An 18,504-nucleotide genomic window follows, 5' to 3' on the forward strand; every position below is an offset into this window, starting at 1 on the left:
TATGAAGCTGGGACCAGTCTATGATGACTGATCCCGGCTTTTTTATTTAGGAAAGCTGATTTAAATGATTGTGCGGCGTTTCATTACGTTGGATTCGTTCAATATTTTCCACAAAAAATTGGTACCTTTTCTCGTGGAATTTGGTTCCGTCAGGCATGCCTGCTGTATGCGGCGTCAGCACGACATTTTTCAAAGCACGCAGCTCACTGTCGACGCTAAGCGGCTCCACTGTGAATACATCGAGGCATGCTCCTCCAATCACATTGTTTTTCAGTGCTTCGATCAAGTCCTCTTCACAAATGATCGGCCCTCTCGCTGTATTGACGAGCAGTGCATCACTTTTCATTTTGGCTAAGAACTGTTTGTCCACTAAGTGTCTCGTGGATTCATTCAGAAAAATGTTCAGGGTAATCACGTCAGCTTTGGCTATCAGCGTGTCCAGATCAACCATTTCGGCATCATCGCTCTGCCTGTTTGGGTTGGTGTCGTACGCCAGCACCTTCATCCGAAAGGCCTTTGCCAGCTCCGCTACACGAGTGCCGATTGCGCCAAAACCGATAGTTCCGATGGTTTTTCCTGCAAGCTCGCCACCGACGTAGACGAGCTTCGTCTCATCCTCCCGATTTTTCATCGCTTGATCGAGATAAGAGATGTTTTTGTAATACCCGAGAATGAGCGCCATAATATGCTCGGCTACTGCGTTCGCATTCACGCCAGCAGCGTTGCTCACCCAAATGTTTTTCTTCGTGCACGCCTCAATATCCACGTTGTCAAAGCCCGCACCCGTCTGGACAAACTTCAAGTTATGCGCTTTGTTCAGCAAGTCTTCATTTACCTGAATATGCTCAGGGATCAACACATTCGCTTCACTGATGAATGACTCGATTCTCTCAGGCTCTACGATACGTATGCTCCAATCCTTCGGAAACGCTTGCGTCAAGCGTTGCTTGGAATAATCGGTAAAGTATCCCGTAATTAATACATTCACTTATACCACAGCCCCAGTCTTTTCGTTTATGCATTGGCCCACGCTTCGTAAAAAGCACGCTTTATATTGGCGATTACCAACATAGGTGATTCATTCTCAAGCCGCCCCACCTCAAAGGTCATCACTGGCTTCCTTGTCGGTTTCGGGCTCTTGAAAAAATCAATGTCATGGAGCGTCGCGATGAACCTCGTCAGCTCGTCCACGCCAACCTCCGAATCCTTGACGTTAAAAGGAATATGCTTATCCCCGAAATGGCTGGCTTGCCTGTCTTTTAAATAACAATTTCCGAGATGAATGTGCGTCAAATAATTTTTGGCCAGCCACAAGGATTTGTGCGGATCTTCGCCCATAATTGGCAGATGACTTTGATCCAGCAAGAGGCCAAAATTGTCGTACTCGCTGCGGATTACACGAGCTACATGCACCGCCTCATGAGTAGGGCCGAGCAAATAATTGCGATCGACATGCCGATCCCCGATCTCCAAAGAAATGCAAAGTTCATACGTATCGGCTTTATCTTTTGCGTACTTGCACAGCTCCATAGCCGAAGCAATAAATGCGTGGATGTTTTTCGGTTTGTTCTCTTCGCCTTCGAATTTACCCGTCACGATATGCATGATTTTCGTGTTCATTTCATAGCAGTGGTCGATCAGCATTTTGCCTGATTCGATAGACTTGTTGCGAACGACCGGGTCCAGGGAGCTGAGATCAATCTGCAATTCTCTGGCTGCATCTCCGCCGTTGAAGATAACCTCGACACCACTATACGCCATATACTTTGCGGCCTGCTGCCTCGTCTCTTTATCTGCGATATAGGACACTTCGACTGCCGTAAAGAAAGGGTCTTCCAGGATCGCAAGGAGACTCGGAAGCATCTGCTCTGGCCGGCTTTGTGAAAAAGGAAACAGCTTGGGCAAAACAATTCCGATACTCGCCATCTTCTCCACTGGGTAAATCATACGATTTTACCGGACAAAATGAGTTCAGGCAGTTCTTTTACCGTGTCGAGCACATGCGTATGATAGTACTTGCCCCATACCTCGATTGGCGTCGAGCCCTGCATCACGCCGATGACCGCTTTGCAGCCTGCATTGTAGCCTTCGAGCATATCTGCTGGCGTATCGCCGAGCTTAATGACTTGTCTGACGTTTTGCACATTTAAATATTCCATCGCTTTGAAAATCATGAACGGAGCCGGACGTCCTTTGCCTTCTGGTACCATATCCAGGTCTACCGCATAATCGATCAAGCCGTCCTTCACCCAACCGAGCGACTCCATGATGACGCTATTGATCTCTTTATGGAACCCTGTCCCGGTCGCTACCTTGATGCCATTTTCTTGGCACCATTTCAATGTTTCAGTTGCGCCTTCGATTTCGCGGCAATTTTCCTGATAGAACGCAATCATGTATTCGGTATAGCGTTCGTACAGTTTGACAGCGTCCTCGAACGAAGAGTTGTCGATATCGATTTCAAAGTTTTTGAAGTCGATCCTATTTCCTTTTGTTCTCGCAATCAAATATTGATAGAGATGAATCTTGTTCGTTCCCATGTGCGTGCTGATTTCATCTGGTGTCACGTTCAATCCGTATTCCACAGCCGCTTTGTGCAGACAATCTCTCACTGCGTTATCATCCTCTACCAACGTTCCTGCCAGATCAAATACAGCCAATGCGATGTTGTTGTTCATTTTTCCATCTCTCCAGTTCTCTACGATTTATGATTTATTGCTTCAGTGCCTTGTCGAGCTCTTTCTGTGCCTTTTCTTTCGCCACCTTGAGCGCTTCTTCGGCAGGAATGTTTTCGATCAGCACCTTGTCCTTCGCCAATTCAATTTCCGCATAAATTTTGCCGCCTGTCGGATCTACAAAAGGAGCAATCCCATTTGTTTTCGCCTGTTCCAAAGGTACCGAGAAGTACTGATTTTCTTTCAATTTGTTTTGGTAAATCTCTGTATTCACCGCGCTGTCCCGAATCGGAATATAGCCTGTCTGTACGGCCCAGTACGCTGTTTTTTCCGCTTCCGAGAAGAACTTCACGAATTCCCATGCACCCTCTTGCTGTTCTTTGGAAGATGCTTTGAACAGGTTGAACATGACTGAAATCGCAACAGGTCTCGGTGGTTGTCCATTAAAGCCTTTTTGCATGCCGGTTGCTACCTTGGTAAAATCCAGATCTCCACCGTCACCAGAAGAGCCCGTGTAGCCTGCCGATTTTCCGTTCATCACGTTGTCGATGGTTTTGTACCACCATTCCCAGCCATTGCCGCCATAGACGGTATCCATGATTTTATCCTCATGAATGTACTTGCGAATGCTATCCCACGCATACACCCATTCTTCCGAGTCGATCGTGACAGTCTTGCCGTCTTCGCTGACGATATCGCCGCCAGCAGAACGGGCGTAGTCGATCATATGCTCCGTGTACCACATGATGGACCAGCCGTTAATTCCCTCTTTTTCTTTGATGAGCTTGGCTGCATCCGCCAATTGCTCAAAACTCGTGAGCGCATTGTAGTCGATCTTGTATTTGTCAAAAATATCTTTGCGGTAGTACATCATTTGCGTACTCACATAGGCAGGAACACCCAGCATCACATCGTTGTATTTGCCTTGCGCAAGCAGCAGAACATCGTCCTTTTTATACTCCGGCTGATTGATCTGCTCATCCAACGGCAGCAATGCATCACTTTTCGCCAGCTTCATGAATTCCGGATACGCATTGATCGCCAAGGCTGGGGGCTTGCCTGCTGCCAACGATGCCTGGAGTGCCTGCAACGTCTCGCTGTAGTCACCTTGGACAATCGGAACGACCTCGTATTTTTCATTGCTGCTATTAAAGTCCTGCACGATTTTTTGCATCGTCTCCCCGAGCTTGCCGCCGAGACCGTAGTAGAACTCCAGCTTGATTTTCTCGTTCGGGGTAGATGCTGCACTCGCGTTGCTGCCAGACGCGGCGTTGTTCGAACAACCGACGGCTCCGGTAAAAATAAGCGCAGAACTCAGGATGGAAAGAATGACGCTCTTGGTGTTTCGCTTCTGATGTTTCACAATGACTCCTCCCAATAAATAGCTGTCTTGGTCTATTTGTTGACATACAGATTAGCCATGGAATGAATGATTCTTTTGCTTGCAATTGCGAGCAGGATCAACATAGGTGCCAGTGAAATCGCACATGCCGCCATCGCCAGCGGGAAGTCCATCCCATAGCCCGCCTGACTCATAAACAACCGCCGCAATCCAATCGTGACGAACATGTTTTCCTCCGACTTGATCAAGAGCGAAGGCCACATATAGTTGTTATAGCTGTAAATAAAGGTGATCAACACCAGCGAAGCAATCGCGTTTTTGCAATACGGGATATACACGGTGAAAATGAGTCGTAGATGCCCCGCTCCATCCAGCTTCGCAGCATGCACCACATCCTTTGGCACTTGGGCAAACGATTGCCGCAGAAAAAAGATTGCAAAGATACTGATGAGCTCGCTGAGAATGTAACCGATGTGCGTATCCAGCAAATTCGCTTTGGACAGCAAAATAAAGGATGGAATGTACGTTACCGCTGATGGAAGCATGTACGTCGCCAAAATAAGCATGAAGCAGTATCGAACCCATCTTTTCTGAGCTGTCGCGAAAACATACGCCGCAAAAATCGCAGTAAAGATTTGAAAAACGATGATGATCAGGCTGACAGAAATGCTGTTCCACAAATAAAGCAGCATCTTCGTTTCCGTGAATACCCGGATGTAATTCTCAAAATGAAAGGTGGAAGGCAGCAGGCTCCCGCTATACACCTCGCTTTTGGGCTTGATCGAAATCAAGAACATCCAGAGAAACGGAAACACCATCAGTACGCTTAACAAAATGAACATTGCATATTGTATGCCTGTTTTTAATTTTGCCAAGGACATTGCTCCCACCTCATTTAGTAAACAGTAGTTTGGACAAGAAGAAATTCAATGCGCTGATCAAGAGACACATGACCAAGAAAATCATCGCCAACGCTGACGCTGGTCCCGTTTCAAAATATTCAAAAGCGAGCACGTAGAAGTAGTACAAGATGGTCGAAGTCGCTCCTGATGGTCCGCCCTGCGTCAAAATATAAATCTGATCATAGGCTTTGAGAGAATTCAGCGTAAAAAAGACGAACAAAAATACGAGAATCGGTGAGATCGCAGGCAAGGTGATTCTGAATAATTTTCGTAATCCTCTCCCTCCATCCAAAGCATTCGCTTTCTCTACTTCCGGGTCCAATTTCGCGAGAGCAGAGGAAAGCAGCAAGATCCCCAGCCCCATGTACTGCCAGATAGTGACGATAATGACGACAATCATCGCTGTCGTTTGTCCACCCAGCCACTTCACCGGCTCCATACCGATGCCTTTCAGGAGATAATTGACAATCCCCGAATCGGTATCGAATATGCTGATCCAAACCATGGACACGACCACAGTGGGCGTGATCCACGATGAAAATGCACTCGCCACAAAGAAATGGCGAAACTTCTGTATTTTGTTTAACTGGATTGCCACGAACAGTCCGAAAATGATCGGCGGAACGACTGTAAAAAAGGTAAACACAAGCGTGTTGAGCAGTACTTCTCCGAAGAACGCGTCACTCATCAAGTTTTCGTAGTTTTCCAATCCTACGTAGTCGTAGTCAGGTGAAATATAGTTCCAGTCTGTAAAACTGATATGGAACGTTTTAATCATGGGGTAGATCCAAAAAATAACTAACGGAATCAGTGTCGGCAAAAGTAACCCAAGCGACCATACGTTATCCTTGATCGTTTTGCTGATTGGTCTGCCCATTTACTCGTACTCCTTGAAGATGTCTTTAATCGGTTGCCCATCACATGGATGAGCGATTCGGAACAACTGCGCCAGTGTGGGGGCAATGTTTTCGATGTTTGTTTCTTCGATTACTTTGCTTTTCGTAAACGCATCCCCTAAGCACAAGAGAAATCCGTTCATCTCATCGACATTTGCAGGATGATACCCATGCAGGCTTTTCATCTCCTGGTATTTAGGCTGTTCGGGAAACGCGATATCTTCCCCGCATACCGTATGTTTCAAATCGAGGATGCCGAATGGCCTGCACGCTGAAGGTCTGTCCCCTGTCAGCTCATAAAAGTGATGCACTTCTGGCATCTGGTTAAACAAAGCCATAATTTCTTTGTTTTGCTGATGATCTAACGAGCTATAAAACAACAACGCCCCGCTGCCGTCCCCGACGAATCTGATTTGTTTGTTTCGGAAATGCTGCTTCCACTGGCTTTTGGCCAAGATCTCATTTGGGTAAAAAAACGATTGAACATCGCTTTGTCCGTGATCCGAGAAAGTGATCAGGTTGAATGGTTTTTGCGTCTCTTTCAACGTTTTCTCGATTTGATCGAGATGCGTAAGCAACAGCTCCAGACAGTGCATCGCCTCCGATGAGTCTTTTCCATATTGGTGCGACAACGCATCATACCCGACAAACCTTGCAGCGATAAAATCATAGATTCCCACTTTGATCGCCTGTGTCGTTTCGCGGAGTGCGATACGATCGATTTCCTCTACAGAAACGTTTGCCTTCAGCTTTTTTTTGCTGCTCGATTCCGTAACCAGATGGTGAATATACGGATTTCCGGACGTCATGGGCCAATGTATGCTGCAACTCGTCCCTGCATTTCTCGCCAACGAGTGAAAAATCGTCTGCTTATGAAGGGCTTCGTTGCAAAGAATCTCGTGGTCGCCGTACAACGCCACTCTTTCCATCGTTTCCGGGCGAGCGACAATATTATCAAAGACACCATGCCGATCGAGCTGGCTCCCGGTCATTGCTGCCGCATGTGCGGTAAATGTGACCGAGGGAAACGTCGTGATCAGCCTTTTGCAGCCGGAATAGCCATTCTCTATCCGCTGCTGCATGTAACCTGCAAAGCTCCGATAACTGATGCCGTCTAGCGAGATGAGTACATTCATGGGCGGCACCTCAGATTTTTTTGAGTATGCTTGTCAAATACGTGGACATGGTCGGCGCTAATCCCTACATTCACCTTTTGACCCTTTGCATACGTCTGGGTAAAGCTCTTCTTCACAATAAAACTGCTTGCTTTATATTTCAGGTGCACGAGTACATCCGTTCCGATAATTTCCGTGAACAGTACCTCCATGGCGAGTGCATCCTCACTGTCTTCGGTGAGAAAGCAATGCTCCGGTCTGATTCCCGTGACAATCTCAGGAGCTGGTTCCATCACGTCGAGCGGGAGATTGGTTTCCAGCAACACCCCCTCTACCTCCACATAGACTTGGTTATCTCGATGAATCAGACTCGCATCCATATAATTGATGGGTGGTGAGCTAATGAAATTGGCAACGAACATATCCACTGGGCAATCGATGATTTCCATCGGCGTTCCGATTTGTCGGAACTTCCCCTCCGCCATAATCGCGATTCGATCCCCTAAGGTAACCGCCTCCACCTGATCATGTGTCACGTAAATGAACGTGGAATCCAAACGCTCGTGCAGCTTTTTGATCTCAATTCTCATTTCATTTCGCAGCTTGGCATCCAGATTGGACAACGGCTCGTCCATCAAAAAGACTTTTGGCTCCTTTACAATCGCCCGCCCGATGGCTACCCGCTGTTTTTGCCCACCAGACAATTGGCCGGGGTACCGTTTCAACAACGGGTCGATTTGCAAAATATCCGCCGCTGCCTTGATGCGCTTTTCTCGCTCTGCTTTTTTGATCTTTTTTATTTTCAGGCCGTATGCCATGTTTTCGAAGACGGTCATATGCGGATAAAGGGCATAGTTTTGAAAAACCATCGCAACTCCCCGATCCTTTGGCTCCACTTCATTTACACAAACATCGCCAATGTACACTTCGCCTTGAGTGATCTCTTCAATCCCGGCAATCATCCTAAGCAGCGTAGATTTTCCACATCCGGACGGTCCCAATAACACCAGGAACTCTTTGTCTTTGATTTCCAGACTGATATCGTCCAGGGTGTATTTATCGTTCGTATATTGCTTGGACAATGACTTCAGCATAATACTCGACATATTGAAAACCCCTTCATCATTCAATCTTTATTGGACAATTGTCATTTTTTTCATATTCACACCAACATTCTCATTTTTGTTCAAAAATCTTTGTACACTCATCGTAATCTAGCATTGTTAACTGCGTGTCAAAGCCCATTGTGTTCTTTGTAAACCAACGCACACGACGAAAAAAAGCAATCAGATCAACCTTTCCTTGATCCGATTGCTTTTCTTTATGGGAGTGTTTGTATGCGTTTCTTAGCTTGTATGAAGAAAGGAGCAGCTTTTTCGTAAAGGAAGTGTAAATTCCGTTACTGAAACAAGGTTGCAAGATGATGCTCCAGCACTCTTGTAATCCGTTCTCCATTGACACGTTGCGGTTCGAGATAGGCATGCAGCGCCAGACCGTCGATGACGGCGTAAAGCTTCTCTGCTTCCATCTCTTTGTCCAGCTCGTCGCGTAGTAGATTCAGTTGATCGGCAGAGTCCAAAAGCTTGCGGATGGCAGCGTATATCCCGTCGTGCTGTGCATCGAAGCCTTCTTTTTTGTGTCGGAAGTACACGGTAAAAGCAAACCATACTTCCATTTCGACCATCTTTTCTTGATTCGTAGGGAGAAGCTCCAGCAAGATTTTGCTGATTCTCTCTTTTGGCGCCCATTTTTCATGGGAGGCGATTTCAGCAATTCGAGCTGTCGCCCTCTCTTTTACGAGCTGCATGGCATACATCAACAGTTCATCCTGTGTTCCGAAGTAATGTCGCAGAGCACCTAATGAAAGTCCTGCTTCTTTTGCTATGCTCCTTACCGTCGCTCCCTCCATTCCTTGCTCGACAATGACACGCCATGTTGCTTCTGCTATTTGTTCTCTTCTTTTCTCATGATCAATTATTTTTGGCATAGTTGTATTTTAACAAGATTTGCAAAGGACAAGCAACTTTAGTAATACGGTTGTATTATTTTATATTTGATGATAAAATTCTTTTTATTGGTACGTTTGTATTATAAAAACTTCTCCTATTAGGAGAATACTTTTCACCAAAGGAGACAGGTACGATGAATTTTGTTGCATGGATGATTGTCGCATGCGAAATTGCTTTTTGGGTGGTCATTGTACTTGGCCTTTTCACAAGATACGTGCTCAAACAAAAAAAGGCCGGGCTATTTCTTCTCGCCCTGACGCCTGTTGTTGATGTGGTTTTGCTCGTCGTCACGAGCGTGGATTTGTATCGTGGAGCTACCGCTACGATTCCTCATGCGCTGGCTGCCGTCTATATCGGGGTATCGATTGCGTTTGGAAAAAGCATGATTCAATGGGCGGATGAAAAATTTCAGCAATACGTCACCAAGCAAAGTACGGCGAAGCCAAAACGATACGGCATGGAGTATGCCAAGCATTACGCCAATAGCTGGTTTAGACATCTCTTCTCCTATGTAATTGGCGCGGCTCTATTAGCGGGGACCATTTACTTTATCGATGATGTGGAACGAACTGCTTCTTTATGGCATATTCTCCGGCTCTGGACCGTTGTTCTGGGGATTGATCTGTTGATTACAGCCAGCTACTTTCTATTTCCTAAGAAAGATAATCGAGACGCCGCTTCCAAAAATAATTGGTGAGAGCCTAGCTTTCGTCTTCGCTGTCATCCTCACCAAATGCGAGTTCAATACAAATGAATTGAATAACCAGCTGGCATATTTGCTCGTTTTCATCCAACCCAAAATAGACAGGATAGGCTCCGTCTCCAAATCCCGTCTGAATCATCGGAATCGATAAATCGGTGCCTGGTATCGTCCGGTTAATATAATCTCCAGCACTTCTTTGGTATTTTGGATGGTCTTTGTAACTTTGTGCGAAAACATCAGCGAAATAATCATCATAAATATTGCCATCCGGATTCTCCTTTTTCCAGCGATCATAAAATTCCAGATAAGCATCTCTCGTTTTGACATCTACCACAGTAGCAAGCCCCGCATCCACATTAAATCCAAAATACTCGCCTTCCCCTAGGTTTTCGAGATCCTCGTTTCCAATGAGGGCTTCCGTAAATGTTGTGGGAGTTTTATCTGTAAACTCCACCTTAACAGCTGCATACCTGTGATGGTCTTCTTCCACTGTTACCACACAAACAGTTAATGGGAAGGTTCCTGTAGGGACTTTTCGAAAATAGGGGGCACTGTTTCTCTCCAGATACACAAGCGGATCACGGACTATGATGCTTCCAGTCGGAATCGTTATTTCCCCCAATGAAAGCAAGTGGATTGGTTTCCCACTGATTTCAGTTGATGTGAAATAGGTGTGTAAATCAACAGGGGGTGTTAACGTCTGTTTTTTTTGTTCATATAGGGCTAGCCATTGATCGTTTGGAGTCGTATTCATCTTTCATACCATCCTAAAATTGTATATTTGTAAAACACTCCTAAAATTATACAAAATCACCCATAGAAACGGTAGAACAGTTTGGATGTTTGCATAACAGGCAAGCTGAAGCATAGGCATGGTTAGTGGATGAAGTACGACAAAACATATGCCTGTATAGGGATGAAGGAGGTTGCCTGAATGAATCCGCCAGACAAAGGAAATCAAATTCCTCAGCCGATGAGAAGTGACGGGACCGGATGGGTCGATCTCGGACCACGGAACATCATGCGTGATCGGCAAAATCCGAATATGCTGGTTCCTCCCGTCACAGATGCGGGCTTGCTGCCCAATCTAAAATTTTCCTTCTCGGATGCCTCTATGACATTGAATCATGGCGGCTGGTCCCGTGAAGTCACTATACGCGAGCTGCCAATCGCCACTACACTTGCGGGTGTAAACATGAGCCTGACGCCAGGCGGTGTTCGCGAGCTGCACTGGCATCAGCAGGCAGAATGGGCCTACATGTTGCTCGGTCGCGCACGAATTACGTCCGTTGACCAACGCGGTCGCAATTTTATTGCCGATATCGGAAAAGGCGATCTGTGGTATTTCCCCCCTGGCATCCCCCACTCGATTCAGGGACTTGAAGATGGCTGTGAGTTTTTGCTCGTTTTCGACGATGGGCGTTTTTCCGATCTGAATACGCTATCGATCTCCGATTGGTTTGCCCATACGCCAACCGATGTGCTTTCCGCGAATTTCGGTGTACCTGAATCAGCCTTTGCCGACATTCCCTCCAAGCAAGTGTACATTTATCAGGGCGATGTTCCAGGCTCCATCAAAACAGATGAAGTGGAATCTCCGTACGGAACCGTCCCCCTTCCTTTTTCCCATCGTTTACTCGCCCAACGCCCCCTCATTACACCTGGCGGCAGTGTGCGCATCGTCGATTCCCGCAACTTTCCGATCTCCAAAACAATTGCGGCAGCACTCGTAGAGCTACGTCCTGGTGCGATGAGAGAGCTGCATTGGCATCCCAATAACGACGAGTGGCAATATTACATTTCAGGCCAAGCGCGGATGACTGTTTTTATCGGAAACGGAAACGCCCGAACGTTTGACTACCAAGCAGGTGATGTTGGTTACGTTCCTTTTGCGACGGGGCATTATATCCAGAATACCGGGACGGAAACGGTGTGGTTTTTGGAAATGTTCAAGAGCGACCGCTTTGTCGACGTTTCGCTGAATCAATGGATGGCGCTCACCCCGCATGAACTCGTCGCTTCCAACCTGTGTGTTGGTCCTGAATTGCTGGATGCTTTGCGCAAGGATAAATGGCCCGTTGTCAAATACCCTGGATATGGCTATGTACCGTGAATGCAATGAAAAGACCAGCCCTACTGGACTGGTCTTCTTTTTACTTCGCTTTTTTAGGGGTCTTGTAGCTTTTCGGTTGCTTCAGACCACGCTGCTCCATGACCTCACGCAGACGGTCCGGGTAATCCGTAATCATCCCGTCTACACCATCGTCGATCAGCTTGTTCATAGTAGGTGCGTCATTGACCGTCCACGGAATCACCTTCATCCCGACCTTGTGCGCGTCCTCTACCATATTCTTCGTGACATAGGGCACATAATTCTCGTCGGTGACTTTGCCGTTTTGTGGAGAGCCATGCACGGGGGAGATGGCGTCCGCACCGAACGAGTGTGCCGCCGCCACGAGGTCTCCTCCAAAGTCATCGATGTCGATTCCGCCCAACCACGGTGAAGCTCCCGGTTGACCAGGCTGCAAGAATTGTGCACCGTTCGTCAGCGCCACGATCGGCAAGCGCGGCTCGACCTCTCGCATGCGCATGAGCGCCCCCCAGTCAAAGCTTTGGATCGATACCCGATCAAGCATCCCGGCATCGCGGACTTCGCGAGCGACGATCTGCACGAAATCTTCACGCGAAGCGGTTTGCTCTGGTGCTCCCGCCTCTACCTTCGTCTCAATATTCATCCACACATGGTTGGCCTTGTAGTCCTTGACGAGGTCGAATACATCGCTCAACAACGGCATCTTGGCACCTGGACTTGGACGCTGCTCCGGGTACTGCGGCAATGTCTCTGTGCCACAGTCCAGCGTGCGCACTTGGTCGAGAGTCAGGTCCTTTATGTATTTGCCAACGTACGGGTACTCAGGATCGCCAGCGAAAAGTGGGCCTGTGTCCCGGCACTTGGCACCCGAAATCTTGCGGTCATGCGTAATAACAGCCTGCTTGTCCTCCGTGATTTGCACGTCGAGCTCGAGCGTGCTCACACCTAATTCGAGGGCATGGGAAAACGACGCCAATGTGGACTCTACTGTGAGCCCGAGTCCGCCGCGGTGAGCTTGCAGATCGAACTCTTTTGGAGAGGTTTTTGACCAGTGAGGATTGCCAGCGGCAGAAGCAATTGGTGTTACACACACCATAAGGACAGCAGTTGCTATCATTACTTTGTTTCTCATCATTTGCTTCACTCCTTAAAGTATGGCTTATCGTTTTCACTATAGATGAATGATGTAAATTTTCATTTCTATCTCTATTAAGTAATCATGAAAGATTTATGTAGGATGGGTAGACAGAACAGCGGCGAACTAAGACCTGAAACAAAGTCTTAGACTCGCCGCTACTTGATTCAGCTATCGTATCCCGTTCATTTCATCATCCATGAATGGACGGTTGTCTAGAAGCCGCATTGGCCTCCTTCAGATTGCGATTTTTAACTCCTAGCGATAAGACGAAACAGATAAGCAAAACCATACACGCTAGCGCATACGGATAGTTGATATCTATATCGAATAAAAATCCAGCTACGATAGGACCTGCAATATTGCCAAGACTGGTAAAGGCTGAGTTAAGGCCAGCAACATAACCCTGTTGATCCTTTGCAAGCATCGACATTTGGGTACTGATGGCCGGTCGCAAAATATCGATCGCCAGAAATACGATGAAGGTAACGGCAAAAATCATCCAAAATCCGTGAACAAAAAGCGTCAGAACAATAAACAAACCAGCAAAGAGCAGACAGACCGAAATGACCCTTTTCTCGCCAAAGCGATTCATGATCCAGCTAAAGGCAGTAAGCTGGACCACTGCGCCTGCTATTGACCCGAATGTAATGATAAAGGCGATATCTTTCGGCTCAAATCCAAACTTATGGTCGACAAACAATGAAAAGACAGTTTCAAAATTAGCCAGTCCGAAAGACATGACAAACACTATGATCAAACTGAAAAAATAAGGCTCTCTATAGGAGTACATTAACTGGGAAAGAAGACTGCTTCGTTGTTTTTCACTAGAATGAGAGTCAGATAATGCTTCTTCTTTCGTAGGTTGCGATTCCTTGAGAATTAACAATGTGATGAATGCAGCAATCATTCCCGCAATTGCTGCGGAATAGAAGGGTACCCGAATGCCAAATTCAGCAATATATCCTCCAATGCCTGGACCGATAATAAAACCAGTAGTAATGGCTGCCGTAATATACCCCATCCCGGCCGCTCGTTCTTCTTTCGTTGTAACATCTGCGGCATAAGCCATTACGGCTGGCATAATCAGTGCGGCACTGATGCCGCCTAGCAACCTAGAAGCAAACAGCAGGACTGGAGAATTCGCTATACCGAACATCGCTTCTGAGATAGCAAATACGACCAAGCCGATCACAATGATCCTTTTTCTTCCGAATGAATCCGCCCATCGGCCAGCTACTGGAGAAAAAAGAAGCTGTGTCAGCGAAAAGGCTGCAACTAATAAGCCGATAGTCCCCCCGGTAATTCCCAAGCTCTCCATATACTTTGGCATAATCGGTATAACAAGCCCGATCCCTGTAAAGACAAGGAAAATATTGAACATCAGGATCAATAGAGCTCCCTGATTTTTTAATAATAACGCCATTTTAAATTCCTCCAATCCACTACCAAAACACTGAATATCCATTCTAGATAATCGCGTAAAAAAAGACTAGCGGGACGGTTTGACAATGCCAAATAAGAACACATCCATCGCTAACCGAAAAGTAGCCAGCGCTTCCTCTCGTTCCATTCGTCGCGTGTGTTGATTTAAACCAAACATCAGGCTGTCCAAGATAATAGCGACTCCGGTTACATTCGTCATTTCAAATTCGCCGTTATCGAGCCCCTTCTGGAGCAACTGTTGATTAAAGTCTATATAACCTTTGATCATTTCGTTGATACGCTCCTCCACATCCGAAGGCTTCTCCGACATGTCGAAAAATTCATCAGCAGCCTTGGTCAGCGGGTGATTCATATAATCGATCGCAAAATGTTCAGCCATTCCATACAATTTATCGATCGAGGTCGTGTAGAGCTGTTCCTTGGCCAGCCATTTCTCTTCCCATTCACTGTTCCAAGCTTCAATCAGATGTAAAAACAGCCCTTCCTTGCTCTTAAAATGATAATAAATGTTACCGCCGCTGTATCCAGTAGCTTTCACGATATCTTCTATTGATGTGGCCTTGTAGCCTTTTTGCATAAATAAAATACTGGATGCATCAGCTATCTTCTTCTTTGTCTGCTCCGTTTGCTGCTTCTTTTTATTCAATGATCCTTCACCAACTTCCCATCCAGAAATACTGAACTTTCATTCAGTATTATAAGTGTTACAAACATACTTGGCAAACCTTCTTATGTGATAAGAAAGAGCTATGAAGGGCATTTTGGTTTGAGTCAACATAGTGGAGGAGAAGAAAAAGCACAGGTCTCTTCGACTCTGACACGCCAGCAGGGGGATTCACTGGCCATCTCCACTTCAAAAATGGGACCGTCGAGCCAAAGCCACCCTACGGGCGGAAGCTTCTCAAGGAAGCAGTGTTCGACAAGCGGGTCCCCTTTTTTGAAGTTCCGACTGGGCAGGCGTTGTCAAGGTCTACGAGCTCTGTGCTTTTTCTTCTCACCAGCTTTATTGGTTCATTTGAGACCTTTTAAAACTTAGGAGATAAAAAAGCTAACGTCAGTCTAAGACAGCAACAGACCGAACAAAGCCCCTGTAACCACAACCAGCCATGGCGGCAGCTTCCAGTGCTCTAGCATGATAAACAAAATAGCCGCTACCGCAAAATCCAGCGGAGCAAGAATGCTACTCGTCCAAATGGGGTCGTACAGAGCTGCCAGTAAAATACCGACGACTGCTGCATTCACACCTACCAGCATTCCCTGGATTTTCGAATTTCTCCTCAAGGAATTCCAAAACGGCAATGCGCCGAAGACGAGTAAGAAGGCCGGTAGAAAAATCGCAATCGTAGCCACTACTGCACCGACTCCTCCTGCAATCATTGCTCCCAGATAAGCGGCAAACGTAAACAGTGGCCCCGGTACCGCTTGTGTAGCCCCGTAGCCAGTAAGAAATGCTTCTTCCGTTATCCAGCCTGTCGGGATTACTTCCTTCTCTAATAAGGGTAGCACAACATGTCCTCCGCCAAATACGAGAGAGCCTGAACGGTAAAAGCTGTCAAACAAAGCTAGTAACGAAGAACCTGTCCCCTCTCTAAGGATTGGCAGCAGGATCAAAAGCCCAAAAAACACGCTCCAGCAAGCAATCGCTAGGGCACGACTGATCGGAACCCGTAATTCCTTCAAACTAGGAGTTTTATGATGCTTGAAGAAAAGTAAGCCTGCTAAACCTGCGAGGATCATGACTGTGACCTGACTCCATGCAGAATGCCACAACAACGTGATGGTAGCAGCGATGATCGCGATCGTCATCCGTGTTCGATCCGGGGCAAGCTTTTGTCCCATCCCCCATACGGCATGAGCAACAATCGCGACAGCTACTAATTTTAGACCGTGAATCCAAGAAGCACTGCCACTGTCAACTGCTTGTAAAGTGAACGCAAATATCAGGAGCGCCAATACCGAAGGCAGAGTGAAGCCAATCCATGCAGCAATTCCTCCCCACAAACCGGCTCGCATGATTCCGATTCCGATCCCTACCTGACTGCTCGCCGGACCGGGAAGGAATTGACAGAGCGCAACCAGGTCCGCATAGCTTTGCTCATCCATCCATTTTCTTCGTCGAATGTATTCGTTGTGAAAATAACCGAGATGCGCGATGGGACCGCCGAATGAAGTCACACCCAGTTTCGTTGAAATGAGCAAAACTTCAAGCACAGATTTCCATTTACTTTTATGGTGCCCGGTTTCTTCTAGGAGATTATTTTTCACTAGCTGCACACCTCTCCAGCTTTCGCTTCGCTTTATCATACAAGCAATTTTATCGCTTTTCCTATCCCTTCATTGTAAAAAAATCGTAAAAAAGGCTCCGCATCGATACGGAGCCTAAACTCTGCTATTCCATCCGAAAAACCGGTCCCCTCGCCACGAACGGCAGATTACTTCCCTTCGGCAGCATGATGGCATGACTACGGGTTACTTTGATCCGATCACATTCCCCATCGGTAATGATCAAGATCGGACCGTCCTTTGGAAAATCGGTTGCTTTCTCCAGCATGTCAATGCCCGGCTGCAGGATCGTTCCCCCGCGTCCTTTTACTTTGACGCGACCTGCAATGTCCTCGGGAGAAAGGTAGCCCGCATCGTGCGCCTGCGCATCACAAAAGACCACGCGCGCATACGGAACATCTCGCGCCTCACTGTAGCTCGCGATCGCCCCCAATGCTTTGCCGAGCAGCTTGGTATCCATCGAGCCGGATGTATCGATCACGACGCCAAACGTGCGTGCCAGCTGATCCGTTTCCCGAAAGCTCCAGGCAGGACGGGCAATGTCGGGTGTAGAGGACTGTCTGCGGCTTGCCCTTGCGTACGTGCGGCTCTTTTCCAACGGAGGAAAATGCTCGTCGAACCAACGGGCAAGCTGAACATCCCACGGGATAGGCGGTTGCCCCAAAGCGCGAATCTCTTCTACCAAACCCGCAGGCAAAAGCCCTCTCCCTTTCTCCTGATGGTAAATCAAGCCTTGCGACATCGCATTGCGATAAAAGTCATCCAGCGTCGTACCCGGGCCCTTTTCCCAAAATCGCGGATCGTCGCCATCCAGAATATCGCCCATGCCGATTCCTCGTAAGGTGTACAGCTTGCGATACGTACGCATATCCGTTACGATCCGATCGTAAATGGCCTCTGCCGACAGTCCCTTCAAGTCTGGATCGTACAATCCGCCTATTTGTGGAAACCGTCCGACACCGAGCTCGATCAGCCATTGATTGATCACATAATCGCAGCTGACATTCCAGTAATACGGGTCGCGACCTTGGCAGCGCTCATGGTGGCGCAGCCCTGCGTGCAATAGCTCGTGTGCCATCACGAATTTGCATTCCTCTTCATCCAAGCCCGCCGCAGGATTGATGAAGATTTCGTTGGAGGTTACATCGATAGCTGCCACCGAGATTTGCAGCCGTTGACAGATCTGTGAATCCTCGATAATCGTGAAATGACTCGCCAACGAAGCCAGCAATGGATAATGATTGATGAACCAACGCTTGGCCTTTTGTGCCTCAGACAGCCGGTTCTCTTCATTCCCCAGAGCATCGGAATAGCCGCCCGCTACGCTGACAGCACTTTGCACCGCTTGCGCCAGCCCGATCCCCAAAAGCCGCTCCCACTTCACATCTCGATTGTAGGTGTACCGAACGTATTTATCTGAGAAAAGCATATCTGCCTGTTTTTCTCCGCCCGTTCCAAACAGCTTCAAATGCTCTGGCACCCCATGCTCCACGAACCAGTCATACAGCTCTTCTTCGCTCTTTCCCGATTTATCCAGCTCAAAGGCCATTTCAGCAGGAGGCTTCCCCAGCTTCATGTCTCTCAAAAAACGCGTTATATAGCAATCGCATGCGATGTTCCACAAAATCGGTTGTGCTTTTTCCACAAAATGTCCGAAACCCAAGTGCAGCAGCGCATGTGCGAGAACATAAATCCATTCCCCGACTTCCCCTCTGCGCTTCGGATGCGCGTACAAGCTGCCTTCCCGGGTCACGATTACCCAACCGTTATCCGGACAAATACTCCGCTCGGAACGAATAAAGCCCGCTCGCGAGGACAACGGTCCAAACATCGGATGATGGCTCAAAAAATGTATGGCCTGCTCGTAGTTTTGCGTCGCCGGATCGTTTTGAACTCCTCTGGCCAT

At 47.4% G+C, this 18,504-nt stretch carries 17 protein-coding genes; 2 read left to right on the forward strand and 15 right to left on the reverse strand.

Features of this window, described 5'->3' with window-relative positions; all coding sequences use genetic code 11:
* Positions 1–46: 46 nt before the first annotated feature.
* From ACFYU8_RS20285 to ACFYU8_RS20325, 9 genes are all read right to left on the reverse strand, one after another.
* Positions 47–988: an NAD(P)-dependent oxidoreductase gene (locus tag ACFYU8_RS20285; protein WP_390302926.1), complete on the reverse strand. Its 942-nt coding sequence runs from the start codon at positions 986–988 to the stop codon at positions 47–49.
* A gap of 26 nt (positions 989–1,014) precedes the next feature.
* The gene (locus ACFYU8_RS20290) at positions 1,015–1,947 is read right to left on the reverse strand and encodes a sugar phosphate isomerase/epimerase family protein (protein ID WP_391365909.1); all 933 of its coding nucleotides are present in this window, start codon (positions 1,945–1,947) and stop codon (positions 1,015–1,017) included.
* Entirely contained in the window at positions 1,944–2,678 is a 735-nt protein-coding gene (locus ACFYU8_RS20295) for an HAD hydrolase-like protein (protein WP_390302920.1), read from the reverse strand. The genes ACFYU8_RS20290 and ACFYU8_RS20295 overlap by 4 nt, the downstream gene beginning before the upstream one ends.
* Positions 2,679–2,712: 34 nt before the next feature.
* Positions 2,713–4,038: an ABC transporter substrate-binding protein gene (locus ACFYU8_RS20300; protein ID WP_390302917.1), complete on the reverse strand. Its 1,326-nt coding sequence runs from the start codon at positions 4,036–4,038 to the stop codon at positions 2,713–2,715.
* Between the two features lie 32 nt (positions 4,039–4,070).
* A complete protein-coding gene (locus tag ACFYU8_RS20305) occupies positions 4,071–4,898 on the reverse strand; it encodes a carbohydrate ABC transporter permease (RefSeq protein ID WP_390302914.1) in 828 nt (275 codons plus the stop codon).
* A gap of 10 nt (positions 4,899–4,908) precedes the next feature.
* Positions 4,909–5,796, reverse strand: coding sequence for a carbohydrate ABC transporter permease (locus ACFYU8_RS20310; RefSeq protein WP_390302911.1), 888 nt, complete (start codon positions 5,794–5,796; stop codon positions 4,909–4,911).
* Positions 5,797–6,951 carry an alkaline phosphatase family protein gene (locus tag ACFYU8_RS20315; protein ID WP_390302908.1) on the reverse strand — a complete coding sequence of 385 codons (1,155 nt, stop codon included), beginning with the start codon at positions 6,949–6,951 and terminating at the stop codon, positions 5,797–5,799. It lies immediately after the preceding gene.
* Positions 6,948–8,036, reverse strand: a complete 1,089-nt coding sequence (locus ACFYU8_RS20320) for an ABC transporter ATP-binding protein (protein ID WP_390302905.1) — start codon at positions 8,034–8,036, stop codon at positions 6,948–6,950. Before ACFYU8_RS20320 ends, ACFYU8_RS20315 begins: the two co-directional genes overlap by 4 nt.
* A gap of 293 nt (positions 8,037–8,329) precedes the next feature.
* Positions 8,330–8,917 (reverse strand): TetR/AcrR family transcriptional regulator, encoded by a 588-nt coding sequence (locus ACFYU8_RS20325; RefSeq protein ID WP_390302902.1) that lies wholly within the window; start codon positions 8,915–8,917, stop codon positions 8,330–8,332.
* A 155-nt stretch (positions 8,918–9,072) separates the two neighbouring features.
* Here ACFYU8_RS20325 and ACFYU8_RS20330 point away from each other — a divergent pair, with 155 nt between their 5' ends.
* A complete protein-coding gene (locus ACFYU8_RS20330) occupies positions 9,073–9,636 on the forward strand; it encodes a YEATS domain-containing protein (RefSeq protein ID WP_390302899.1) in 564 nt (187 codons plus the stop codon).
* 4 nt (positions 9,637–9,640) lie between these two features.
* Here ACFYU8_RS20330 and ACFYU8_RS20335 read toward each other — a convergent pair whose 3' ends face one another.
* The gene (locus ACFYU8_RS20335; RefSeq protein ID WP_390302896.1) at positions 9,641–10,396 is read right to left on the reverse strand and encodes a DUF4241 domain-containing protein; all 756 of its coding nucleotides are present in this window, start codon (positions 10,394–10,396) and stop codon (positions 9,641–9,643) included.
* Between the two features lie 180 nt (positions 10,397–10,576).
* Between ACFYU8_RS20335 and ACFYU8_RS20340 the strand changes: the two genes are divergently transcribed.
* Positions 10,577–11,755, forward strand: coding sequence for an oxalate decarboxylase family bicupin (locus ACFYU8_RS20340; RefSeq protein WP_390302893.1), 1,179 nt, complete (start codon positions 10,577–10,579; stop codon positions 11,753–11,755).
* Positions 11,756–11,795: 40 nt separating this feature from the next.
* On the opposite strand, the gene ACFYU8_RS20345 is transcribed toward ACFYU8_RS20340, so the two are convergent.
* The 5 genes from ACFYU8_RS20345 to ACFYU8_RS20365 form a co-directional block, all read right to left on the reverse strand.
* On the reverse strand, positions 11,796–12,869 hold the full coding sequence (locus ACFYU8_RS20345; RefSeq protein ID WP_390302890.1) for a glycerophosphodiester phosphodiesterase: 1,074 nt from the start codon (positions 12,867–12,869) through the stop codon (positions 11,796–11,798).
* Between the two features lie 193 nt (positions 12,870–13,062).
* Positions 13,063–14,295, reverse strand: coding sequence for an MFS transporter (locus tag ACFYU8_RS20350; protein WP_390302887.1), 1,233 nt, complete (start codon positions 14,293–14,295; stop codon positions 13,063–13,065).
* Between the two features lie 66 nt (positions 14,296–14,361).
* Entirely contained in the window at positions 14,362–14,961 is a 600-nt protein-coding gene (locus ACFYU8_RS20355; RefSeq protein WP_390302884.1) for a TetR/AcrR family transcriptional regulator, read from the reverse strand.
* Positions 14,962–15,374: 413 nt separating this feature from the next.
* Entirely contained in the window at positions 15,375–16,580 is a 1,206-nt protein-coding gene (locus ACFYU8_RS20360; protein WP_390302881.1) for a chromate transporter, read from the reverse strand.
* A 124-nt stretch (positions 16,581–16,704) separates the two neighbouring features.
* Complete coding sequence (locus tag ACFYU8_RS20365; RefSeq protein WP_390302878.1) at positions 16,705–18,504, reverse strand: vWA domain-containing protein; 1,800 nt, start codon at positions 18,502–18,504, stop codon at positions 16,705–16,707.

The sequence above is a fragment of the Brevibacillus sp. NPDC003359 genome, assembly GCF_042878995.1.
GTDB lineage: Bacteria > Bacillota > Bacilli > Brevibacillales > Brevibacillaceae > Brevibacillus.